The following is a 24,013-nucleotide window of genomic DNA, read 5'->3' on the forward strand; positions in this document are numbered from 1 at the left end:
GTTGTGTAATTTTTGCCAATAAACGCTACTATAGGGAGTGCTTAACCAGGGACACTCTGCTGCAATCTATGTCCAAAGCTCATGTTATTGGATTGGGAAAGTCCGGTGTTGCTGCGGCGAGATTGTTGAAACGGGAAGGTTGGGAGGTAGAGCTGAGTGATGGCAACACCTCCAAAACCCTCCTACAACAACAACAAGAACTCGCTGCCGAGCAAATAACCGTTAAACTAGGTCAATCCCTAGAATTAAATGGTGATAATTTACCCCAATTAATAGTTGTTAGTCCTGGCGTGCCTTGGGATATTCCCATATTAATTAAGGCACGCCAATTAGGTATTGAAACCATTGGGGAAATGGAACTCGCTTGGCGAAATTTGCGATCGCTACCTTGGGTAGGAATTACAGGTACTAACGGTAAAACTACTACCACAGCTTTAATTGCTGCCATTTTTCAAGCAGCAGAATTAGACGCGCCCGCCTGCGGTAACATTGGCTACGCCGCTTGTGAAGTTGCCCTATCTGATAGGGGACAGGGGACAGAGGATAGGGGACAGAGGGATAAGGAAAGAGGTAGGGAAACTCCAATCCAAAATCATATTGATTGGGTGATTGCGGAAGTTAGCAGCTATCAAATAGAATCTTCCAGTTCTCTTGCACCCCGGATCGGTGTTTGGACGACTTTCACACCGGATCATCTTAGTCGCCATAAGACTTTAGAGAACTATTACAATATCAAAGCAAAGCTGTTGCGTCAGTCAGAATTGCAAGTGTTCAATGGCGATGATGCCTACTTGAGCCAACAAGGTTTAAGTGCTTGGCCTAATGCTTATTGGACAAGTGTTAGAGGAAAAGATTTCCTGATTAGCGAAAAAGGCTTTTACATCGAGGACGGCTGGGTTGTGGAAAAATTGACTGCTACCTCTGCACCAGAACCGATTGTGAAAGTATCGACTTTGCGGATGGTGGGAGAACATAACCAGCAAAATCTCTTGATGGCAGTAGCAACAGCACGATTAGCGGGAATTAATCGTGATGCGATCGCACTTGCGATTCAGGAATTCCCTGGCGTTCCTCATCGTTTGGAGCATATCTGCACTTGGGAAGGTATTGATTTCATCAACGACAGCAAAGCCACTAACTACGATGCGGCCGAAGTTGGTTTAGCATCAGTGAAAAGTCCAGCGATTTTAATTGCTGGTGGAGAAGCCAAAGCAGGTGATGATACTGGCTGGCTAGCACAAATCCAAACTAAAGCTGCTGCTGTGTTATTGATTGGCTCTGCTGCACCCGCATTTGCCCAACGCCTTCAAGAAGTGGGGTATTATTCTTACCACATTGTCGAAACTATGGAAAGGGCAATCCCCAGATCGGCGGAATTAGCCAAGGAGTATGAAGCGCCTGTGGTGTTACTATCTCCAGCTTGCGCGAGTTTCGATCAGTACCCGAATTTTGAGGTGCGCGGCGATGATTTCCGTCAGTTGTGCCTTGCTTGGGCGGGAGGAGCAAGGCTTCAATACAAATCGATTCTTTCGTCTTCCCTATAATTAATTCACTGTGTGGCTTGCAGTTACACAGTGAATTAATTATGTAATCTAAAAGTGCGGTGCGATCGCATTATCAAAGAGACTTAAAATATTCTAGAAGCATTGTTTGGAGCTACTTTAGTGGTTTTCTATAATTATGTTTTGCTGTAGTTTGCAACTTCAACCTCATGAGCAATGCTTGTAGGTTTAGGAATAGGTAAACCATCTTCTAGCATTCCTTCTATATGAAATTCAATCGCTTCTGCAATCATCTGCTTGACTTCTTCTAAAGTTTCACCCACAGCTACACAACCTGGTAAATCAGGGATATAAGCGCCATAGCTAGTTTCTCCCTTTTCAATCACAACTGTATAACGCATTAATATTCCTCCAATTGAGCTTGTCTCCAGATATTTTTAAGAGTACCAATTGGCACATCCACATTTGGTTTACCAGACACTGTTACAGTACTAGGTTTATCTGGATGTTTGAACTGTCGATGACTACCTTTAGTTCTAGCAAGATACCAACCATCAGCTTCTAGTCGTTTGATAACTTCGCGTACTTTCATGCTAACGCTTATCTGTATAGGTGAAATTTATATTACAGATAGAGTGTCTTATTGAGAAAGAAAAGTAAACGACATTGTGTCGTAATTTCTGTCCGTCATTTTGTCGTGGGTTTTGGCATTGGTAAGTAGATGGACAAAAATATTTCTCATGAATCGAGTGGCTCAAAATGAAATGCTAAAGTTAATAATCAAGCTTTTCCAGAGCTACATTCTCTCTCTCCCAGATAAAATTTATATATGAACGCTACACAAGAAAAACTAAAAGTTCAGCTTGAACAGGCTTTAATCGCGGCTTTTGGCGCTGACTTCGCGGGAGTAGATCCAATTTTGGTTTCTGCGAGTAATCCTAAATTTGGTGATTATCAGGCGAATGTGGCTTTATCCCTGAGTAAAAAGTTAGGAAAGCAACCAAGAGCGATCGCAGATGCGATCGTTGAGAAACTAGATGTATCCGAAATCTGCGAACCACCGGAAATTGCTGGGCCAGGATTCATCAATCTGAAACTGAAAACGGCATACCTGGAAGCACAACTGAATACGATTCAAGCTGATTCCAGACTTGGAGTTCCACCAGCGAAAACACCCAAGCGGGAAATTGTGGATTTTTCCAGTCCGAATATTGCCAAAGAAATGCACGTCGGACACCTGCGTTCTACGATTATTGGTGATTCCATCGCCCGGATTTTAGAATTTCAAGGACACGATGTGCTGCGGTTAAATCATGTCGGTGATTGGGGTACGCAGTTTGGAATGTTAATCGCCTATCTGCGGGAAGTTTACCCAGATGCACTTACCACCGCTAATGCTTTAGATATTGGTGATTTAGTTTCTTTTTACCGCAAAGCTAAACAACGCTTTGATACAGATACAGCTTTTCAAGAAACAGCACGCCAAGAAGTTGTCAGATTACAAGCAGGTGCAGAAGATACACTTCATGCTTGGAAACTGTTATGCGAACAATCACGGCGAGAGTTTCAAGTAATTTATGAATTGCTGGATATTAAGTTAACTGAACGCGGTGAATCTTTCTACAACCCTTTATTATCTGGTGTTGTGGAAGATTTAGAAAAATCTGGCTTACTGGTAGAAAACCAGGGCGCAAAATGTGTTTTTCTGGATGGATTTACAAATAGAGAAGGTGAACCTTTACCCTTGATTGTGCAGAAATCAGATGGCGGTTATAACTACGCCACAACTGATTTAGCATCCCTCCGCTACCGGATTCAGCAGGATGAAGCAAAGCGGATAATTTATGTAACTGATGCTGGACAAGGAAACCACTTTGCCCAATTCTTCCAGGTAGCACGCAAAGCCGACTGGATTCCCGATGATGTGGAATTAGTCCATGTTCCCTTTGGGTTGGTATTAGGAGAAGATGGGAAAAAATTCAAAACTCGTTCTGGGGATACTGTGCGGTTACGGGATTTATTAGACGAAGCTGTTTCTCATGCCCATGCTGACCTAAAAACTAGATTACAAAAAGAAGAACGTCAAGAAACTGAAGAATTTATTAATGAAGTTGCTAGGGTAGTTGGAATCAGTGCAGTTAAGTATGCAGACTTAAGCCAAAATCGCACCAGTAACTACATCTTCAGCTACGACAAAATGCTGGATCTCAAAGGTAATACTGCGCCCTATATGCTATATGTTTATGCGCGGATTCATGGGATTAGCCGCAAGGGTGATATTAACTTTAAAGAGTTGGGAAATAATGCTGTTTTGTTGCAGCATGAAACAGAATTAGCGCTGGCAAAATATTTACTTCAACTGGATGAAGTTATTAGTAGTGTAGAGCAAGACTTGCTGCCTAATCGTTTATGTGAGTATTTGTTTGAACTGAGTCAGAAGTTTAACCAATTTTACGATCGCTGTCCTATATTACAGGCGGAGGAACCGCAGCGAACATCCCGCTTGGTTTTATGTGATTTGACTGCTAGAACTCTGAAGTTGGGATTATCTTTGTTGGGAATTCAGGTGTTGGAGAGGATGTAATTTTTTAACGCAAAGGTACGCTAAGTAAGAGTTAAGCTGGTTTTTTCATCAGAATTGCTGGACTTGGAGGCGATCGCATCTGTGAGATTTTTTAAGATATTCACACTGGTATTAGCATGAAACATACTGATAAAAGACAGGCAGGATAAAAGGTGACAATCGAAATCTACGTCAGCACTGATATAGAAGCGGATGGCCCTATCCCTGGGCCCCACTCCATGCTTAGTCTTGCCTCAGCTGCGTATACCGCAGACAAACAATTGGTTGGGACTTTTACAGCTAATTTAGAAACCTTGCCAGAGGCCCAAGGACATCCCAAAACCATGAAATGGTGGGCAGAACAGCCAGATGCTTGGGCAGCTAGTCGAGCCGACCCCCAGCCGCCTCTAAAGGTCATGGAGTCTTACCACGCCTGGCTTGTGGCTTTACCAGGTAAACCGATCTTTGTTGGCTATCCAGCAGCCTATGACTTTATGTTTGTCTACTGGTACTTGATAAACTTTGTGGGCGATAGCCCCTTTAAATTTTCGGCATTGGATATCCGTTCCTATGCGATGGCATTCTTAAAACAAAGCTACAACGAATCTGGCAAGGATAATCTACCTGCTGCATGGTTAGAAAATCTTCCATTGGCTCACATTGCCTTGGATGATGCCATTCAGCAAGGAAAGTTATTCTGTAATCTTTTGCAAGCGAATCTACAGCGTTAAGTAAGATAGCTATGCGATCGCACTTCATAAGATTTTGTAACAGATTTCCGATAACGATGAAGCCTGATTCATTGTTATCGGAAATCCCTTACTCCTTTGAGAAACCGAGGATCTTGCCCTATACCTGAGTACCTTCGATATAAGCCTTAATGGTGGGTAACGCCGTCATCTTCTCATAGAAGAAATTGTTGACTATTTTCATCACTTCCGCCTGGGCTACTTCTACTTCGGAACCAAGGGGAGTGCCAGATTCTTGGCGGCACAGACTACGATATAAACGCAGCAAATGACGCACGATTTCTAACTCTTCTTCCCCCTCCAAGACCTTGACAGCTGCCACAATCAGTTCATCTGCCTGATTGAGAACGCTATCGAGATCAAACACAGCACTATTGTCCCTAGCTTGCTGCACAGTTCCCATTAACGCATGGACTTGGTAAAGCAATGCTGTAGGTTCGTCGAACAATTCACGCAGAAATGCTGCTTCCTCGTAACGCCCGTTCAGCCGAAAGATGTTGTACATCCGCTTGGCTGCTTTGCCGTAGTTGAGGTGTTTACCTTGTTTGACATATTTTTTAACTTCCTTTTCCAATACCGCCACATAATCATCCATGACATCGGCGGAGGCTTGCTTCACCAGTTTGGAAAAGATGGGAGCAGATTCAGCATCCAGGTAAACTTCTTGAAAATAGCCGTCTAGATAGCCGTCTAGTGCTGTGATAGTTCCATCTGGTGCTTCCCAGGTAACATCTACCACGTTGCTGGCGTTGGACAATTGACTACGTATTGTGTCAGCAACAACCCATTCCAGCTTACACCAAGACCAGTTAGGGTCTTGGGCTACGGCATCCCAGGTCAGCACCAGAGGATTGCCCTCTAGGTCGCTTACCTCAATCTGACCGGCAATCACCTCATCGGGTTGCCAGTTAATTGGCGAACCAGCACGTCTGGTGTTTTCTCCCCGAACCACTTGTTGGGGATAGGCACCAAAGTTCACATCAATTAACTGATAATTGGGGCCGGACATGGTGTTAAGCGCCTTATCCCGAACCAGTTTGCCAAGAATCTCGGAGGCTTCGCTACGGGTAGGGGCAATGATATTCACCCGCTCGAAGTAGTCACAGTCACCAGGATAAGTCTGAATTTTAGATTGAGCCGCAGAACCAGAGATTGCCAACGCGGTTTCTACAACACCAGGAATGTCCTCAAATTCGACGATTTTGCCAATGGCGCGAAACCGTGCCAACTCTTGCGGATCAAAATCCAACATGGTGACTTTGTGCCCAAAAGCACCTGTGTCTTTGTCTACGACAATATCGCTGTCGCCTGTGGCCTCGGTGATGGAATTCATCCAACGTTCCAATTCTTGCTCATTGAGTTGAACCCCTAAACGATTAGCTGATTCAACGATGCGGTTACGTGCATCTAGAGTTTGATCTTGTGCTTTTGTCATATTTTATTTCCGATTTTATGTTGTGATTATACCTTTATAGATGATTTCAAGAAAAATGATTTTTGCGATCGTTTTTAAAGAATATTTATTGAATATTAAGTTTGATGAAATACGGTCTATCTCACAGTGATTGCATGAGATTAAAGCCGCTAACTCGCTCTATATAAGGTTCACAATGCAAATATTTACTAAGGGTTTGTTAGATTTTGTTCTCTAATAAATATTTTTAAAGAGAGAAAAATAGCTACTAGGAGATATCATGATACTCCAAATTCATCTTTTTACTGATGAGTGTCATGTTAAATAAAGAATGTTTATAAATAGTCATTTTCAGAACAAGTAGTAGATAATCTGCACAAATAAAGTTAACTATTTAAGGTCGTCATTTTTCCGTTTTTGTTCTTAATTGCTAAGGGTTTTAAATATATTTACTTTTTGTAATATAGTTGTATTTATTTCCACTCACTTAGTTGGCGATCGCTAACTCAAGTTATGTGCCAAAAAGATTTATTCCGCTAAGGTGTCGAGGCGGCGATCAAAAGCATAAGGATGAACCCAAAAAGAGACCTAGTACAACACGGCAGAAATAAACCACCCATTCTAAATCAATGAAATGCTTACGCTGTATTCATTTTTAATTTTTAATTTTTAATTCCGCCTTGCGGTACTAGGCTGTAAAGCAGAGGTCTTTCGCTTTCAGAACGTTGTAAAATTCATTAGCAACGTAAAACGCTGATATGGTTAATTTAGTGGCTTCTGCGCCATCAATGCCAAAATAGCAAGTTAATTGCCAATTCCATACTGACAATTATTGTTACTCCTATACCTAAAATGCGATGCCTACGGCGGGCAAAGCCAACGCCAATATTCCCAATATTTAGTTACAAAACTAAATATCTAATGCTGCGCCAAAAATTTTCTTTATATTATGCAAGGTTTTAGGAGAACTTTTCCCAGGATTGGGCAACTAATTGGCTCAACCAGCGACGTTGTTGCTGATCCAGCATTGGATCATCTGCTAGCAACTGAGCGGTTAATTCTTCCAAAGATTGACCCTGAGCGCGGACAATTTTAATGACTCCAGCGATCGCAGCTGCAACGAGTTCTTCATCAATTGGCTGTTGTCGCAGGGCAACAATTTCTTGGGGACTGTCTGGAATGGGATAATTCATGGCGTGGGTTTACAGAAATACAAAATGAACAATAAATTCAACAAATTCTTAAAATTTCTTTACTGAATCTTTATGAAACTAGTTGCGCGGAGTTTACCTTACTTTGTGCCTTCATAAAATCTGTCTTAGTGAGTAGATTGATCGGAGATGTCAGGAAACGATGAGAGAAATCCTTTATTTAGAAGTTCCAACTCCAGATATAGAAACTGTGCGTAGCTGGCTACAAACAGATTTTGAACCTGGAAATGGAGAAAAAGTGCTTACTTCGGAAGGCTTTCGCCTCAAAATACCCAGTGCTAAGACACCTGCTGGGGCGGGTCTTTCCGAAAACTTGCCTGTAGAACTTTCGGTATTTGTTTGGTCGGTGCAACGAACTACCTATCTGAAAGTGTTTCGTTGGGCAGAACAACCCTTTCCCAGTGAGAGACAAATTCTGCAACGCCTAACCCAAGAAATCAGAAGCCGTTTTCCGCATCATTATCCCGAACCACCAGCGATTGATTTATCCCAAGAATCGATTTTTGCCGCTTTAGCCTCTGCTTACCCCCTCACCGTCAAGTATTTTCAGAAAATGCCCAACGGTGAATACGATCTAACACGTGCCTACTGGTGGGAAAAACGATGGCGCGAAGGAGTACGAAATCCGCAGAGGCCGCGTCAAGTTGTGTTTTCCAGTCGAGGGGACTGGGGAGCAGGGGAGCAGGGGAGCAGGGGAGCAGGGGGAGATGGAAGAATAATATCCTCCTCATCCTCCTCATCTTCCTCATCCCCTACTTACGACCTGATTTATATCGGCGGCGCACTAGGCGCGATTCATGCAGCATTGATGGCAAAACTAGGATATAAAGTCCTGCTGGTGGAACGAATGCCCTTTGGCCGGATGAACCGAGAATGGAATATTTCTCGCGATGAGATTCAAAGCTTGGTTAATCTGGGTTTAGTCACCCCCGCTGAGTTAGAAACCATCATTGCTAGGGAATACAAAGATGGATTCAATAAGTTTTTTGATGCGAACAATCCATCCAAACTGCGATCGCCCGTACTGCACACACCCACAGTCCTAAATTTAGGCTTAGATTCCGATAAATGGCTCCAAATGTGTGGGCAAAAGCTGCAAGCGGCAGGCGGCGAAATCTGGGATGAAACAGAATTTATGCGTGCAGATATTGATATATCACAAGTTCTGTTGCAAGTCAAGCACTTACCTAGTCAGGTTGAAAAACAAGTAAGTGGACGACTGCTAATAGATGCAATGGGAACTGCATCACCCATCGCTTGGCAATTAAATGGTGGTCGTGCCTTTGATAGCGTCTGCCCAACAGTAGGAGCGGTAATTGAGAGCGGATTTGAGCCGGGAGTATGGGATTCACAATACGGGGACGTTCTTTATAGTCATGGGGATATTTCGCGGGGAAGGCAGTTAATTTGGGAACTGTTTCCCGCAGCAGATGATGAATTGACGATTTATTTATTTCATTACCATCAAGTCAATGCTGAAAATCCTGGTTCCTTGCTAGAGATGTACGAGGACTTTTTCACAATTTTGCCAGAGTATCGCAGGTGCGATATGGACAAATTGGTGTGGAAGAAGCCGACATTTGGCTATATACCAGGGCATTTTAGTGTAGGAAGTAGCGATCGCACAGTTGCCTTCGATCGATTGATTGCGATCGGCGATGCCGCATCACTCCAGTCTCCACTCGTCTTCACCGGTTTTGGTTCGCTAGTTCGCAACTTAGAGCGCTTAACAACGCTTTTGGATACTGCTCTCAAACACGACTTATTGAGTTTCCGCCACTTGAACCAAATTCGGGCTTACCAAAGCAACGTTTCCGTGACTTGGCTATTTTCCAAAGGCATGATGGTACCCACTGGGAAATTCTTACCACCCCAGCGCATTAACTCCATGCTCAACACCTTCTTTGGACTGTTAGCAGACGAACCCCAAGAAGTAGCAGATAACTTCATCAAAGATCGGTGTGATTGGTTAACCTTTAATCGGCTAGCACTCAAAGCCGCTAGAAGAAATCCTGCCTTACTTTTATGGATTTGGGAACTTGCTGGGCCTAGAGATTTAATGCGATGGCTTGGTAGTTATTTCAATTTCGGTCGTCATGCCCTTGTTAGCGCTTTACTAAGTCCCTGGTTTGGGCGCTTCTTAAACCGTGTAGGTTTTTGGCTAGAACCCCGAAATCCAGGCTTGTGGCTGTGGCTATTGGCGATTAATTATGCGATCGCCACAGGCAAACCGCGATCGCGCTCTCAAGTAGCAAAGACAAACCCAGAAGCCGTAATTCCGAAGTCAGAAGCAAGGATTCTCAATTAGTCATTGGTCATTGGTCATTGGTCATTAGTCATTGGTCACTTGTAGTGAGTTTCGACTGCGCGGAAATCGAGCGAAGTCGAGATTCAACTACCGCGTATTCGTAAAGCCTACGGCATAGCTACGCTTAGGGCGCAGCCTCTCCAAGAGTTGTATTAGTCATTGGTCATTGGTCTTAATATTTAGACAAATGACAAATGACAAATGACAACTAACTATTGACCTTTGGGACGAAAATTCGGTAGTTCCACAGATGCCAATGACTTACGCCCCTTGGGTGGACGTTGGGGATAAACCACAGGTGAAGGTGAATTCCCGTCATTAGTGTTATCACCTAATGACTCTGGGGAAAAATCATTTTCTGACAATTCCAACTGTGACAATTGAGAAACTTCTGACCAGTAATCTTCAGCTTCTCCAATAGGCGGCTCAGTGTGGAAGGAGCTAGAAGACAGCAGTAAGTTATTAGCTGGTGAAAGTACAGAATCTGTCGTCCAAGAAGTGGAGGTAGTTACAGGGGGATTAATCTCTGCCTCCAACTCCTTCTCCCGTGGATTTTCTGCTTCCTCATCGTCTTCTAATATTGTTGCTAAAGTCTCCCAGACAGGGGCATTATTAGCATCCACATCTGTTTTTGCAGTAGGCGGTGGTGATGCAGATGGAGGCTGGGAAGTGAAAAACATTTGTATGAGACTATCTAATTGCTGATCTAAATTGGATGAACCCGAAGTTGAAACAGCTTCAGGTTTATCTGAGGAATCGTCAATTTTTGGAGAGGGGGCAGGAGGTTCTGCTGATTTTGGGGTATTGTGCTTAACTGACCAGTTCCAAGAAGATGGTGGCGGGGTACTCGGTTCAGTTTTTTGGAATGGGATTGGTGCTGATGGTTCACCCCAAGAATCATCTTCATTTTCAGTCAAGGATTCTGATTCTGCTGACCAAGGTTTAATTGGCTGGGCATTAGGAAACAAAGACCGAGCTTTTCTAGAAAATCTTCCTTGTCCGCTAGTTATGTCTTTGGGGTGTTGTGCAGTATCTTCTAAGGAGTCATAGCTAGGAACCGATGTATCTAGACATTTTTCCAGAGCCGCTTTAAATTGCAGCGTCTGGCGTTGTTGTCGCATCAGTCTAGTACGTAACTCCCGACAAACAGTTTCTGACTGCAATAACTGCTCAGACTGTTCGTTGTTATTAGTGTGTAACAACGTACATTCTCGCTCTAGCTGGGCAAGGCGTTGCTGGCTAATTTGTAGCTGTGCTTTATAACTATCAGTGAAAATTTCCTGACGTTGAATAGTTTGTACAGCAATTTCTAATTGTTGAAATAAAGATTTTATCTGTTCTTGAGCCGCAGCTAGTTCCTGAGTATGTTGGTTGAGCATCGACTCAGTAACGCTAGAGCGCGTTTTCTGCCACTGCAAAACCTTTTCAGACTCAGCTAGGTTGTCTTTTAGCTGCTCTACTTGTTCATACAAGTTATTGTTAGCTGCACGCAATTCTTCGTTCAATGCCAGCAGGTTCTGAAATTCTGAATCAATAAGTGCTTGCTTGCCGATTTCCGGCTCTGCAACCCAGTCCTGCTGGGTGGTATCTTTTGAAAATTGTCTATCTTCAGCCGGCATGAGGAGTGGCAGTTGTTTAACTGCCATATTGTCATTAGGCACAACTGAGTAAAAGGGACAACTCGCCTGCTCCGATTGTGGCGAATTAGCAGAATTTAGGGATTCCATCACAGCCCCCTTGTTTGAGGTGTCAGCTTCATTCATCACTCTTGACCCACCTGCCTAAAAATATCAGCAGTGCTGGCATTAGCATTGCTTATCAACTTTGTCTAATCAGGGTTTGCTCTAGAAGCTAAGTTTAACTCTCTCCAGGCACCAGCAATTAATCATCAATTGGTGTTCCCTATTTTGGATCTAGACTGATGCCGTTATAACACTATGATGCTCGTCCCCGTCAAGAAGAGGCAAGGGGAACGGGGCAGGGAGCAGGGGAGATTAAAGCAGTGGTGCCTCTGTCCCAATGAAGTTTTTTACATGAAAAAACTGCCTCAGCTTATATTTTATTTTCTATAATCGCATCTATCTTAAGGTTTACATTTAAAATGTCTTCTTTGACACATTTTTATACTGACTTATTTATTACTTAGGATAGATGTCAGTACAAGTATCTACTATTCGATGATAATTCTGTTATTTTGAGCGATCGCTATTTAATGTCAGCAAACAACTAAGAGCTTCTGCTAAGAGTAAAATGTTAAGAAAACCTGACAAATACGAATGAACACGTACAAAACAAGATTAAAGCAGTAACAATTAGAATAAGTAAATTGATAAAATTTTTTTAAAGAATAATCTCAACTTAATACAGGCTTTTTTCTCGTTAAATATAGTCCCAGCAAGCAAACTAAGTCTTAGCTAGAAGAGGCTTTTTCTATCAACTTGCCTTCAATATATCAAGTTTGTTTAATGACTACAAGAAAATTGTTTAAAGTATACTTGACTACTTACGTTTATTTTTTACATTGTACTTTAATTAACAAGAAAATTATTTTATTCAAGCATTAATACGGATACACTTTTTAATTGATTTATTAAAGAATAATTGGAATAACCGAGTTTTCTACTAGCAATAAAGTAATTATAAAGACCATAATTACTACCGATCAATGTGAGATTAAGTTAGAGAAAGCGGTGTGGTAGCTAGGCTTATCCAAAAATTCCAAGTTTAAAATAGGGGTGCTAAAGATGACCGACATACTTGCAATAGGTGTAAATATAAAGCAAGAAGCTGTCCAATTACCGCTAGTTGCAGAAAATTTTGACAGTTTTTGGGAGAAAGAAATTAGACCGTTATTCACAGATGAGTCTCTATCTTTTAGGGTGAAGACTCTGAAGGGAAACTATGTAAACTACGTCAACTTGGATAATGGAGCTACAACCACTCCCTTTACAACCCTCAAGCAGCATGTAGACGAGATGCTTGACACTTATGGCAGCGTACATAGAGGTTCTGGGCAAAAGTCCATCATCACTACACGAGAATATGACGCTAGTCGGAACGTGATTCGAGACTTTGTGGGGTCATCTTCAGACAACTATGTAATCTTTGCGAAGAATACAACAGAAGCAATTAATGGAGCCGCCACACTTTGGGCAAAAAAACCTGGGAAAATCTTAGTTTCTGATATTGAGCATTCATCAAACCTGCTCCCTTGGGTTACTAGAGACGAAGTTGTCCAATACAGAACCCAACCGGATGGAAGTGTAAGTGTCGCAGAAATTGAAGATATCTTCAAGGCACACCAAAATCTTCCTGAAGCCGAGCAAATTAAGTTAGTAACTATTACAGGTGCTTCAACAATTACAGGTTATAGACCCCCAATTTACGAAATCGCAGCTTTAGCACATCGGTATGGAGCTAAAATTTTTGCCGATGTGTGTCAGTTAATTCAGCATGAACGAGTAGATATGCGTGCTGATGATGACCCATGTCATTTAGATTTTGTGGCTTTCTCTGGACACAAGATGTATGCACCTTATGGAACTGGGGTTTTGCTGGGGCCAAAGGAATTTTTTGATAGTTCTTACCCTTATCAAATTGGTGGTGGGAACCTGCCCTATATCACCAGAAATCTAGAGATCAAGCGTTTTTACACAGAACGGGCCCATGACCCTGGAACACCAAACGCAATGGGTGCGATCGCCATTGCCAAGGCGATTGAAATTATCGAAGCACTAGGCCGCGATCGCATTGCTAAGTATGAACACTCTCTAGTTGAATTCACATATACACGCCTTAGGCTGATTCCTGGAGTTAAACTACATATCCCAGGAGATAATTTAGCCCATGTTATTCCCTTTGATATTGATGGGTTTGATGGACGCTTAGTAGCAGAAATTCTGGCACAAGAATACGGCATTGGAGTTAGGGCTGGGGCTTTCTGCACTTATGAATACATTCGCAAACTCAAGAATATTTCAGATGAGCGAGACTACGAGATTGCTCAGGAAGTAGACAGGGGAATTACACGCAACATTCCTAGTATTATCCGCGCCAGCTTTGCAGTATATAATACATTAAAAGACTGCGATCGCTTTATTGATGCGATCGCTCAAATAGCTAAAAACGGATTTGCTCACTATTTGCCCAACTACACACAAGATGAAATAACTGGTGTTTGGACAGCGATAAACAGCTAGTCTCTTCAGGGCATGGATAAGAGAGGCAGAGGGGCAGGGGGAATGGTGCAGAGGAGAGAAATTTTCTGCCTGCTACCCACTCCCTTATCTCTGTGTCTTAAATTACGAATTACAAATTACAAGGGGGTATAGCTTGAGCGATGAAAACCTCTTAGACCAAGAGGATTATCTACAGGCACGGGTTGATCAGTGCATCTGGCAAAAAAGCACAGATGCAGGTATTTCGCGCCAGCGCTTTCTGAAAATACTAGCCACGATGGTTGGCGCAACAGCCATCGGGGGTTTAACTAAACCTGCGCCTGCTCACAGTCAGGCAGCTGTTAAAACTAAAGCCAGTAAAATACTTAAACCATTACCACCAGGGTATATCTCTCATAGCAAAGGCACGTTAGAGATGAACTGGGAAGCGATGTATGGGCGTGGTTATTTAGTACCAAACGATTGGTTTTATGTTCACAACCGCAGTACACCTCCGCCTTTTGACCCATCTCTATGGCGTTTGCAAATTCATGGAACTGGCGTTTCTGTGCCTTGCGAGTTCACATACGATGAAATCATCGCTATGCCTTCCATCTCGGTAACATGTGCCATTGAGTGTGCTGCTAATGGTCGGCGCTTCTTTGAAGAGGCTTACAACAAACCACTCACTGGAACCCGGTGGAGGCTTGGGGCCATTGGTGTGGCTGAGTGGACTGGTGTACCACTGAGCATATTATTAGAGCGGGCTGGATTGAAATCTACAGCAAAAGACGTACTCGTAGAGGGTGCAGATTTTGATTCGCTCGACTCAAAGGAGACAAATAAATCTAAATTCAACAATGTAGTTCCGATTGCCAAAGCATTAGCAGATAACTCGCTTGTCGTCTATGCAATGAATGGAGAACCATTACCTCCAGATCATGGCCAGCCGTGCCGTGTCTTATTCCCTGGTTGGGGAGGAAACGCCAACGTTAAATGGATTGAGCGGATTGAGGTTTCTGAAACACTGATATATACCCAGTGGGTAACGGAGCAGATGGTACTGGTTGGTGCAGATTACCCTGCGATCGCACCATATAAAGGTAAGCTGATTACCTATCAAAATGTTAAGAGCGCTTTCGAGTTGGCTTGGCCCGCTACGCTTTCGGCTCGAACCCATTTACTACGTGGACGTTCTTGGTCTGGGAAAGGAAAAATTGCCCGTGTAGAAGTCAGTCTAGATGGCGGTAAAACTTGGCAGTTTGCACGACTGAGAGAACCAAACTTTCCATTTGCATGGACACGATGGGACATTGAATGGAACCCAACTCCTGGCGAATATTTTCTCCAAGCTCGTGCTACTGACAATTTAGGTAACACACAATCGAGTACAGTTCCGTGGAATGATTTTGGATTGCTCTACGGAGGCATTGTTAGCCATCCGGTGACAGTACGGAGATGAGGGAGAAGGGGCAGAGAGCAGAGGAGCAGGGGAAGCAGGGGAAGCAGGGGGAGAAGAAGAATCATCATGCCCAATTTCCAATTCCCAATTCCCACTATCAGTTTTCTAGAAAAATACCTATTTATGATTGATTTTAGTTGGTTGATTTTAGTAACTGGGGGTTTAATATCTGGAGTCATAGCCGGACTTTTAGGAATAGGTGGCGGTATTATCACAATTCCTCTTTTAGTCACACTAGGTTATACTCCCGTTCAGGCGATCGCTACTAGTAGCCTTGCTATTGTGATTACTTCCATTTCTGGAAGTTTGCAGAATTGGTCAATGGGATACTTTGACTTTAAACGAGTAATGTATTTAGGAATTCCAGCTTTTCTAACTACTGGAATAGGTGTATATTTCGCCAACAAAATTCCTTCCTACATCATACTCTTTACATTTGGCATCATACTACTCGTTAATATCTATTTGATTGAACTTCGTAAAGAACTGGCCCTTAATGAAAAAGAGAATACAGCCCCAGTATTTAACCCATTAGTTTCTAAAATTGGCACTGGGGGAGCAGCAGGAATTTTAGCAGGTTTATTTGGCTTAGGTGGCGGTACGATTATGGTGCCATTACAAATGTTGCTACTGGGAGAAGAAATTAAAGTAGCAATTCAGACTAGTTTGGGTGTAATTGTCATCACTGCTTTAGCTGCCTGTACAGGACACACATTAGAGGGAAATATTCTGTTTGCTCAAGGTTTAGTTTTGGGATGTGGTGGTCTTTTAGGCGTTCAGATGAGTACTCGCACATTACCAAAACTGCCAGATTCTACTGTAAGTTTAGTGCTTCGCATCTTCTTAGGTATATTATCAATCTATCTTTTTTGGGAAGCTTGGATAAATTATCGACACATAATTTAAAACTCATCTATCTTGAAACCTAGAGTTTTTTAAAAGATATATTTATGTAGGTTGGGTAGAGTGAAACGTAACCCAACATTACCACCTTATTTATGTTGGGTTACACTATCGCTGCACCCAACCTATAAAACTACGGTTCTCAAGATAGATGAGGTTTAGTAATTTTTTATTAAGTCGGTAAACCAACTTAGCTTCTTAATTATGTATTGGATATGCCAATGTTTTCAATCTGTGAATATAGGTTTACTTTTCCGTATCAAACTTATTTTTAATTTCACTGATGAACGAAAGTATATATCTAAGATTTCTGTTCTATCTGTCAGAAATATTATCTACTATGTTGAGCTAATCTGAATGATTTGGGATATCAAAATTTACTAATTTTATACTAATTGCATAGCGTACTAACCCTACAACATCATAAATATTAAGCCGTTTCATCAAATGCACTCGGTGTGCCTCGACCGTTTTAGTACTGATGCTTAATAACTCTGCAATCTCTTTTGTGGAAAGACCTTCTGCAATTAACTTTAAGATTTCAAGCTGGCGGGATGTTAATAAAGAGCTAGGCTTGTTGTTGGTAAAGATACGTCCTTTTTTTGTCGATAATTCTGACTCTAGTTGATGAGGTCTGGTAATTTCTAATTTTAATTCATCATTCACTAAAGCAAGTTTTGTAGTATAGTTCTTAACTTTAATTTTTAATTCTTCATACGCTTTAGATAACACTAACTCTGCTTGTTTATTTCTAATAATATTGAGTGCTGTTTGAATAGCAACATAGAGATTTTGTTGACTAATAGGTTTTAGAATATATCCACAAGTGAATGTTACTGTTGCCCTTTCTACAGTACTTTTATCAGAGTATGCTGTAATATAAATAAAAGGTATTTGGAGACAATTCCAAATTTCTCCCGCCGCTTCAATACCATCCATTTCACCCCGTAATTTAATATCCATTAAAACTAAATCTGGGCGAAGCTCAGTTGCTTTCTCAATTGCTGTTTCTCCTGAATCTACAATATCTACAACAGTGTATCCGAGCCACTCTAAATTTTCTTTTAAATTCATTGCAAGGATAAATTCATCTTCTACAATAAGAATCCGATGAATGTTTGTTATAAAAGTGTCCATAAGGCTATTGGCTGACTATATATCTAGTATCCGTTTTTTACAGACTTTGATTCAATGATTTATTTTGTAAACAACCAAAATCTCTACAACTACTACTGCTCCAATGCAAATCAGCATTATTTTCCTTCTCCCATCTGGTTGCGGTAGCATAAACTTTGCTTATCACTGCTAATCAACTGTGGTACTGTTACTGATTGTGCATATAAAATTTCTATAAAGTTCATTATTATATCCGTGAAAATACAGAATATAACACCCTGTTAGAAGAGATAAAAGACTACTTTAAATCTTTCTCTTCTACTGATAGTCTGCGATCGCTTGTTGTATGGATCTGGGAACCTTATGGCTTTTAAAGCCTAATTTATCATTATTTTCTGATAATTAGGAAAATCCTTAAATAATTTAAGGATTTTCCTGATTGTACTTTTTTTGTATTGCAGTTAATGTTGTAAAACACTGCAAAAATAATATTTTATTACGTCAATTTATAATGTGAATCACTTTCAACAAGCTTTTATAATCGTGGCTCCTCAATTTCCTGGCTTAAAAAGCATATAAAATACAATTGCTTATCAAGTAATCATTCACGGAAAATAGCCATTTACACTCAAGAAAACCGTGAATTAAGAATTTTACTAACTCTATTTATAAATTTTCTTACTTGTTTTCTTTTGAAGATGTATTTTATCATGACTTCTTAAAAGCATATTACAAAAAAATGTACTTCACTTCCCGCAGTTTTTACTCATACTATTAAGTTAAACCTATTAATTAATAACATTTTTTAAGGAGATGGATATATATTATGTATGACTTGCAAATGTTTACTATGAGAGATATGTCAGAATGTGGTTTAGCTCTGCGTAGTTTAGGCAAAAAAGCTAACAGTATGGAGGAAGTTGGTAATCATATTGTCCAATATCTTTATAACAATTTAATTGATTTAAAATCTGGTGAAAGATCCTGTGCGCTTGTCCGTTTTTTCAAAACTCACTCTTACGGAGAACTCCCACCAAAATTACAAGAATATACACATAGTTTTGTTAGCAATGATGTACTAGAAAATAATCTCAAATGTTTAACTTTATTGTCAACTGCTGGACAACAACCAGAATGGAACTCACGGCATAAATCTGAGGGACACAAGGTAATTCCTCTCTTCAGTAAAGAGATGATTGCTCAGATACCTATGATTTTTCAACTTATCCAACAACTAGGGTTAAATCTTGATGTTGTAGTGCGACCAGACCTGAATTTATTAACTGATTTAGAACAGAGGATGTATAACGTCTTTTATGTTCCCGATGCCTTGGGTAGTTCTTATATTCCTTCACAAACATCATTTGTAATTCCTTATAATATCAAGTCTGTAGTTGGCGTTGGAGGATTATTACCTTCGGGCAACATATTTATAATTATCATGTTCTTGAAAGTTGCAATTCCTCGGATAAGCGTCGATTTATTGCGTCCATTAGCATTAAATGTCAAGATGACAATACTACCTTTTGAAAATGAAAAAACTTTTACCGAGCAAGAGCAGCATCTTGTAGGTGATAATATTTCAACGACAACAGATGATGAAACGTTTCAATATCTTAATTCACAGATTACAACACTAAATCAGTTATTAGATGTTTCTGAGCAATCTACTATAAGTCAATCAGATCGCCTTGAACAAACAAATGCTTCCCTTCAGGAGACTTTAAAAAAGCTTCAATCAACTCAAATTCAACTAGTACATAACGAAAAAATGTCTAGTTTAGGGAAACTTGTTGCTGGTATTGCTCATGAAATTAACAACCCTGTTAATTTTATTTATGGTAATCTCAGCTATGCTAAAGAATATACACATTCCATTCTGAAAATAATCCAGAAATATCAAAATTATTATCCAGATCCTCCCGAAGAAATTAAAAAATTAGTTAAAGAGAATGACTTAGATTTCCTAATTCGAGACCTCACAAGAACTTTCAATTCTATGACAGTGGGAACGGAACGAATAACTGAAATTGTTAGCTCACTGCGAAATTTCTCTCGTTTAGATGAGGCAGAAATTAAACAAGTGTATATTCATGAAGGTATCGATAGTACTTTAATGATTTTAAAGCACTTTTTACAAGCTACAGATAAAACTCCAGAAATTGAAGTTGTTAAACAATATAGTCAATTACCTTTAATAGAATGCTATCCTGCTCAAATAAATCAAGCTTTTATGAATATCATTACTAATGCTATTGATGCATTACAAGATAGTGGTAAATCATGGTTTAGAGCTAATAATCAACTAGAAAAACCCAATTTTCTATTACCAGTCATTCGTATTTCCACTGAAGTAATCGATCCAGAATGGGTAGCAATAACCATTGCTGATAATGGTTGTGGAATGAATGAGAAAGTGCGTGCAAGATTATTTGACCCTTTTTTTACTACTAAACCCGTGGGTAAAGGCACGGGTTTAGGTCTATCGATTAGTTACCAGATTATAGTCGAACAACATCGCGGAAAAATCGGCTGTATTTCTGTTCCAGAGCAAGGGACAGAATTTGTGATTAAGATTCCTGTAAAGACTAAAAATGTGTAGGGCATAAATAAATTTACTTGCTCTGAAACTCAGCCAGCCCGAATTTCTCACGTATTGTGTGGTTCGGGTGGCGAGTGTGGGAGGTGTGGGAGGTGTGGGAGGTGTGGGGGGCAATGCAGCGTTCATTGATGTGCAGTTACTCAATTCCTCCTCTTTCTCCCCACACCCCCTACACTCACGCTCATTTCTCACTTGTGAGAAATCCAGGTCAGGGGTAATTCCAATACGGTTCGGATAAGCAGGGGAGGCAAAAGGGTATATGTTCAGCAATTCTTTTCTCCCCCTGCTTCTCTTCTCCCCTTGCTCCCCCTTCCCCCTACTCCCCCGCTTCTTCGGTCAAGGTAGCCACCGGGGACGAAATCCGGCTAAGGGGAGTTGTTCTGGTCTAATTTCAACAGTCGCAGCATCAGCGATGGGTAGCAGAGGCATTAACCACAGGCTACTGGTAGCAATAACATCTCCATCATCAGTTTTCAAGGTGTTGGTGGGTAATGATGCTGGGGGGTTTGTCTGGGGTACTACTTGGTCAAATAACAAGCCTAAACCGTCAGCAGATAAACTCATTTGCACATTTCGTTGAGCGGGAGGCAGTACTAGCAGTGGTTTCTGTTGCCCGGTTTTCAGATCAATTGCCACCACATAAGGCTGTTCTATATATTGTTCCTTGGATACTAGCTGTGTCAGCAAGCAGTAGAGGGTGGGTGAGGCAATATCAAATTGGCAGCTGAGAATTGAACCTGTTGTTTTTAATAGTTGTTTCTGTACACCTTGGTTTGTCACTAAAAACAAATCTCGCGTGTAATCTGTATTAAACTTTACCATCGCTGCTTGAGAGCCATCTTTAGAGAAAGCTTGTACCAAACCAAACTGCGGCAGAAAATCTAGAGGTTTACTGGCATCACCTTGCAGTGGTAAGATTGCTGCTCCCTGTCCTTGGGCAACTGCTACGGCTTTACTATCTGGGGTGATCATAAAGTCTCCCCCTGGTTGGCTTTTCAGACGTTTGGGGGTGGGTTTTTCTGCTGAACCGTCGCTGGTTGCTGGCATAAACCATAGTCCAAAGTCGCCGGGATTATTTTTGTTTCCGCGCTGGATGACAATAGTTTGCCCGTCAGGTGATAAGTCAAATTTCAGGTTTTGATAATCTTTACTATCTAAAACTAGGTCAACTTTGCCTCCTGGTTGTGCTTCTTGTCCAGATTTACTAGAAACGCCTGTTGTGACTGTGTACAGTTGGGCTGAAAGTAAGTCTTCGTTATTGCTGGCGCGAGCCGAAAATAAAATTTTCTCTCCATCTGGAAATGACTCGAAGTCCATTGCTATCAAGTCTTTGGGGGTAAGTACCCTTTTTTGCTCTTGGGTTAAGTTGTATAGAACTAATCGTCCCTGTTCTTCTTGATTGCTTCCGATGTAAAGAATGACGCGATCGCGTGTGCGGAAGCTACCTGTAAAAGCCTGGATCAATCGATTTTTGCCCTCTTGCTGTGCAAACTTATCTTTAGCTCCCTGTAACTGCAATTTATAATTCGTGCCATAAGGTGCTGGTGTTAACAGCGTATAAACCATTCGCCGACCTGCCCAACTGAATTTACCTGCTAGGGGTGGCTCGATTTTCAAGTTATCCTCTACACTTTTTGTTTCCATTGGGCGGCTGAAGGTGAGGGTGAAGGAGTTATCTTCCGCCCCAATCTGTTGATTTTGCCAGGTAAAGTCGCGCACACGAGCAGTTACCACATCACCTTGCAATATGATTAACCCAATCAGCACACTTAGCAGTAGCATCAGTGCGATCGCTATCCGATCGAGTGGTTGGATAAATGTTTTAGATTTTGTCATTTGTCATTGGTCATTTGTCATTGTTCATTTGTCATTGGTCATTTGTCATCAACAAATGACTAATAACTATAAGGATTCTGGGGTTGAGGAATTTTTTTGAGAGAGGTAGCGGCAATGGTCAGTTGGCGTTTACCTGCCAAATTTTCTGTCATCATTTGCCCTTCTACTTCCAGCCAAGTGTCAGGGGAGTAACGCTCTTGATTGTTTGGGAGTTTGACAGGTAATCCTACTGGGTAAGCATCTGCTGCACAGCAAGTTAAGACAAATCGGGCTAAGAACAAATATTCTTTTCCTATATCTGGTGGATGAATAACAAATCCCTGAACTTTAACTTTTTGGCCTGTATATGTGTCTGGTTCTGGATAGACATTGACAGTGCGTACCCAATCTACAAGCGATCGCTCCTCTGGACGAACAGTAGCTCGAAAGGCTTGGGGTTTGACGCGTGTACTTCCCAATAAATCGGTGGTTACGCCCCTTTGGAGTGCTTTGTCACTAGCAAAAACTTGCGGTGTAATGATAAAACCTAGAATTGCTGTAATCAACAATAAAACACTCCCCCAACCAGGGGGAAATAAACTAATATGCTGTCCGTTTGGCGTAACATCACGGCGACGGCGTTGCCAAAGTTCCTGCATCTTGAAGAAACCAATAACAATCAAGCTGATACCTGTCACAACCACAAACCAAATGTAATTTGGGTGAATTAATAAGTTCAGCTTGTTAGTTAGCCAATATCTCAACATCAAAATGCCCCAAGATGTAATTGCTAGGGCATCCAGCCAAGGGAGTAACAGATTTGGGATTTTAGATTTAGGATTTTTATTAGCCATTAGTTATTGGACATGGGGCATTGTTTATTTGCAAAGAACAAAAGATTAATTCTTTAAAAAACGTGCAAGTTGAGGAAAAGAGTTAACACAAATGTTAATTGTGCTGCTAAAGCAAATAAGTAAAAGACAGTTTTGGGCTTAAAAATAGATAACATCAAACCAACGCTTTTGATATCAATCATTGGCCCAAACACTAAAAATGCCAACAAGGAACCGCTACTAAAGGTCGAGGCAAAAGATAGAGCAAAGAAAGAATCGACTGTAGAACAAATTGACACCACTACTGCTAATATCAGCATGACTACAATCGAGCTAATAGGCCCAGCACCCAAACTGAGAATTAATTCACGGGGAGCTAAGACTTGAATCGCTGCTGCGATCGCACTTCCTAAAATCATCACTCCGCCCAATTCCCGGAATTCTTGGACGCTATTATCTACCACTAGGCGCAGTTTATCTGCAAGGGGTTTATTGGTATTAGAAATTGGGGCAGTCGGCTGTACAAAATTAGCATCTATCCGCAGAGGTACACCGGCTTTTCCACCTAAAATATAAGTCCCGGATTGCAAAATATTTGGTACCGCTTCTTGCTGTTCTACTTGGTAACGTTTACCACGGCGTTTGGTTTCCGGCTGCGCGGGTGGATTAAACTTCATATACCGAGCGATCGCAGGCTGAATTATCGGATTTAAGTCCTTTTGAAAACTGAAAACAAAACCAATAATTGTGGCAATTGCTAGAGAAAATACGACTCGTAAGACCACTATTTCTGGCTGATCTCGAAATGCTGTCCAAGTTGACCAAATTACAATTGGGTTAATTGTTGGCGCTGCTAGCAAAAAACCAATGGCGACTGGTGTGGGTACTCCCTGAATCAGGAACCGCCGCGCTACCGGCACATTCCCGCACTCACACACCGGAAATAAAAAGCCGATCAAGCTGCCAACTAAAGCACCCAGCAGCGGATTTTTGGGCATCTTTTCTACTAATTTGCGCTCATCAACAAAAAATAGCAGCAAACTGGAGAATAAAACCCCAATAAGCAAAAAAGGCATCGCCTCGACTAGCAGACTTAGAAATATCGTAAAACCATTGTTCAGTTGATTCATGTGCGTCGCAGTCAAAAGCGGTTTTTAGTTTTAGGGTTCTGCCTAGTCATTCTATCGAAATGGGGATCAAAAGCAGTTCGGGAAAATTAAACATCATTTAAGTAGCAAGTTATCTTACGTTTCTAATAGCGCTTAAATGCTACAAACCTTTGCTTCAGCCAAGATAGTAATTTTTACCTGAGTGCATTTACTGACGATGACCAGTTCTAAGATTGTCTAAGTTCAGAAATTGTTCCGATTATAGAGGG

17 protein-coding genes are annotated in these 24,013 nt (G+C 41.3%); 8 read left to right on the forward strand and 9 right to left on the reverse strand.

Features of this window, described 5'->3' with window-relative positions:
- Window positions 1–68 precede the first annotated feature (68 nt).
- On the forward strand, window positions 69–1,544 hold the full coding sequence (gene murD, locus GJB62_RS20225; protein ID WP_114081896.1) for a UDP-N-acetylmuramoyl-L-alanine--D-glutamate ligase: 1,476 nt from the start codon (window positions 69–71) through the stop codon (window positions 1,542–1,544).
- Window positions 1,545–1,678: 134 nt separating this feature from the next.
- Here murD and GJB62_RS20230 read toward each other — a convergent pair whose 3' ends face one another.
- Window positions 1,679–1,903: a type II toxin-antitoxin system HicB family antitoxin gene (locus GJB62_RS20230; protein WP_114081897.1), complete on the reverse strand. Its 225-nt coding sequence runs from the start codon at window positions 1,901–1,903 to the stop codon at window positions 1,679–1,681.
- Entirely contained in the window at window positions 1,903–2,094 is a 192-nt protein-coding gene (locus GJB62_RS20235) for a type II toxin-antitoxin system HicA family toxin (RefSeq protein WP_114081898.1), read from the reverse strand. The genes GJB62_RS20230 and GJB62_RS20235 overlap by 1 nt, the downstream gene beginning before the upstream one ends.
- 237 nt (window positions 2,095–2,331) lie before the next feature.
- Here GJB62_RS20235 and argS point away from each other — a divergent pair, with 237 nt between their 5' ends.
- Window positions 2,332–4,086, forward strand: a complete 1,755-nt coding sequence (gene argS, locus GJB62_RS20240) for an arginine--tRNA ligase (protein WP_114081899.1) — start codon at window positions 2,332–2,334, stop codon at window positions 4,084–4,086.
- Window positions 4,087–4,238: 152 nt separating this feature from the next.
- Window positions 4,239–4,796, forward strand: coding sequence for an exonuclease (locus tag GJB62_RS20245; RefSeq protein ID WP_114081900.1), 558 nt, complete (start codon window positions 4,239–4,241; stop codon window positions 4,794–4,796).
- Window positions 4,797–4,914: 118 nt separating this feature from the next.
- On the opposite strand, the gene GJB62_RS20250 is transcribed toward GJB62_RS20245, so the two are convergent.
- Entirely contained in the window at window positions 4,915–6,249 is a 1,335-nt protein-coding gene (locus tag GJB62_RS20250) for a hypothetical protein (RefSeq protein WP_114081901.1), read from the reverse strand.
- 938 nt (window positions 6,250–7,187) lie between these two features.
- Window positions 7,188–7,421: a hypothetical protein gene (locus tag GJB62_RS20255; protein ID WP_114081902.1), complete on the reverse strand. Its 234-nt coding sequence runs from the start codon at window positions 7,419–7,421 to the stop codon at window positions 7,188–7,190.
- A 160-nt stretch (window positions 7,422–7,581) separates the two neighbouring features.
- Here GJB62_RS20255 and GJB62_RS20260 point away from each other — a divergent pair, with 160 nt between their 5' ends.
- Complete coding sequence (locus GJB62_RS20260) at window positions 7,582–9,747, forward strand: flavin-dependent dehydrogenase (RefSeq protein WP_114081903.1); 2,166 nt, start codon at window positions 7,582–7,584, stop codon at window positions 9,745–9,747.
- Between the two features lie 212 nt (window positions 9,748–9,959).
- On the opposite strand, the gene GJB62_RS20265 is transcribed toward GJB62_RS20260, so the two are convergent.
- Window positions 9,960–11,510, reverse strand: a complete 1,551-nt coding sequence (locus tag GJB62_RS20265; protein ID WP_114081904.1) for a hypothetical protein — start codon at window positions 11,508–11,510, stop codon at window positions 9,960–9,962.
- A gap of 981 nt (window positions 11,511–12,491) precedes the next feature.
- Here GJB62_RS20265 and GJB62_RS20270 point away from each other — a divergent pair.
- The 3 genes from GJB62_RS20270 (at window position 12,492) to GJB62_RS20280 (ending at window position 16,272) form a co-directional block, all read left to right on the forward strand.
- A complete protein-coding gene (locus GJB62_RS20270; protein WP_114081905.1) occupies window positions 12,492–13,946 on the forward strand; it encodes an aminotransferase class V-fold PLP-dependent enzyme in 1,455 nt (484 codons plus the stop codon).
- Between the two features lie 133 nt (window positions 13,947–14,079).
- Window positions 14,080–15,366, forward strand: coding sequence for a sulfite oxidase (locus GJB62_RS20275; RefSeq protein ID WP_114081906.1), 1,287 nt, complete (start codon window positions 14,080–14,082; stop codon window positions 15,364–15,366).
- A gap of 123 nt (window positions 15,367–15,489) precedes the next feature.
- Window positions 15,490–16,272 (forward strand): sulfite exporter TauE/SafE family protein, encoded by a 783-nt coding sequence (locus GJB62_RS20280; protein ID WP_114081907.1) that lies wholly within the window; start codon window positions 15,490–15,492, stop codon window positions 16,270–16,272.
- A gap of 345 nt (window positions 16,273–16,617) precedes the next feature.
- Here GJB62_RS20280 and GJB62_RS20285 read toward each other — a convergent pair whose 3' ends face one another.
- Window positions 16,618–17,406 carry a response regulator gene (locus GJB62_RS20285; protein ID WP_114081908.1) on the reverse strand — a complete coding sequence of 263 codons (789 nt, stop codon included), beginning with the start codon at window positions 17,404–17,406 and terminating at the stop codon, window positions 16,618–16,620.
- A gap of 805 nt (window positions 17,407–18,211) precedes the next feature.
- Here GJB62_RS20285 and GJB62_RS20290 point away from each other — a divergent pair.
- Window positions 18,212–19,987 (forward strand): ATP-binding protein, encoded by a 1,776-nt coding sequence (locus tag GJB62_RS20290; RefSeq protein WP_114081909.1) that lies wholly within the window; start codon window positions 18,212–18,214, stop codon window positions 19,985–19,987.
- Between the two features lie 336 nt (window positions 19,988–20,323).
- Here GJB62_RS20290 and GJB62_RS20295 read toward each other — a convergent pair whose 3' ends face one another.
- The 3 genes from GJB62_RS20295 to GJB62_RS20305 are packed head-to-tail and all read right to left on the reverse strand — an operon-like array spanning window position 20,324 to window position 23,765.
- On the reverse strand, window positions 20,324–21,823 hold the full coding sequence (locus GJB62_RS20295; RefSeq protein WP_114081910.1) for an Ig-like domain-containing protein: 1,500 nt from the start codon (window positions 21,821–21,823) through the stop codon (window positions 20,324–20,326).
- Between the two features lie 59 nt (window positions 21,824–21,882).
- A complete protein-coding gene (locus GJB62_RS20300) occupies window positions 21,883–22,656 on the reverse strand; it encodes a TIGR03943 family protein (RefSeq protein ID WP_114081911.1) in 774 nt (257 codons plus the stop codon).
- A 53-nt stretch (window positions 22,657–22,709) separates the two neighbouring features.
- Window positions 22,710–23,765, reverse strand: a complete 1,056-nt coding sequence (locus GJB62_RS20305) for a permease (protein WP_114081912.1) — start codon at window positions 23,763–23,765, stop codon at window positions 22,710–22,712.
- Between the last annotated feature and the right edge of the window lie 248 nt (window positions 23,766–24,013).

The sequence above is a fragment of the Nostoc sp. ATCC 53789 genome (assembly GCF_009873495.1).
GTDB lineage: Bacteria > Cyanobacteriota > Cyanobacteriia > Cyanobacteriales > Nostocaceae > Nostoc > Nostoc muscorum_A.

Bases quoted from the DNA above. Each gene is read 5' to 3' on its own strand.
- murD (WP_114081896.1), top strand. From the start codon at position 69: ATGTCCAAAGCTCATGTTATTGGATTGGGAAAGTCCGGTGTTGCTGCG.
- GJB62_RS20230 (WP_114081897.1), bottom strand. From the start codon at position 1,903: ATGCGTTATACAGTTGTGATTGAAAAGGGAGAAACTAGCTATGGCGCT.
- GJB62_RS20235 (WP_114081898.1), bottom strand. From the start codon at position 2,094: ATGAAAGTACGCGAAGTTATCAAACGACTAGAAGCTGATGGTTGGTAT.
- argS (WP_114081899.1), top strand. From the start codon at position 2,332: ATGAACGCTACACAAGAAAAACTAAAAGTTCAGCTTGAACAGGCTTTA.
- GJB62_RS20250 (WP_114081901.1), bottom strand. From the start codon at position 6,249: ATGACAAAAGCACAAGATCAAACTCTAGATGCACGTAACCGCATCGTT.
- GJB62_RS20255 (WP_114081902.1), bottom strand. From the start codon at position 7,421: ATGAATTATCCCATTCCAGACAGTCCCCAAGAAATTGTTGCCCTGCGA.
- GJB62_RS20260 (WP_114081903.1), top strand. From the start codon at position 7,582: ATGAGAGAAATCCTTTATTTAGAAGTTCCAACTCCAGATATAGAAACT.
- GJB62_RS20265 (WP_114081904.1), bottom strand. From the start codon at position 11,510: ATGAATGAAGCTGACACCTCAAACAAGGGGGCTGTGATGGAATCCCTA.
- GJB62_RS20270 (WP_114081905.1), top strand. From the start codon at position 12,492: ATGACCGACATACTTGCAATAGGTGTAAATATAAAGCAAGAAGCTGTC.
- GJB62_RS20280 (WP_114081907.1), top strand. From the start codon at position 15,490: ATGATTGATTTTAGTTGGTTGATTTTAGTAACTGGGGGTTTAATATCT.
- GJB62_RS20285 (WP_114081908.1), bottom strand. From the start codon at position 17,406: ATGGACACTTTTATAACAAACATTCATCGGATTCTTATTGTAGAAGAT.
- GJB62_RS20290 (WP_114081909.1), top strand. From the start codon at position 18,212: ATGTATGACTTGCAAATGTTTACTATGAGAGATATGTCAGAATGTGGT.
- GJB62_RS20295 (WP_114081910.1), bottom strand. From the start codon at position 21,823: ATGACAAAATCTAAAACATTTATCCAACCACTCGATCGGATAGCGATC.
- GJB62_RS20300 (WP_114081911.1), bottom strand. From the start codon at position 22,656: ATGGCTAATAAAAATCCTAAATCTAAAATCCCAAATCTGTTACTCCCT.
- GJB62_RS20305 (WP_114081912.1), bottom strand. From the start codon at position 23,765: ATGAATCAACTGAACAATGGTTTTACGATATTTCTAAGTCTGCTAGTC.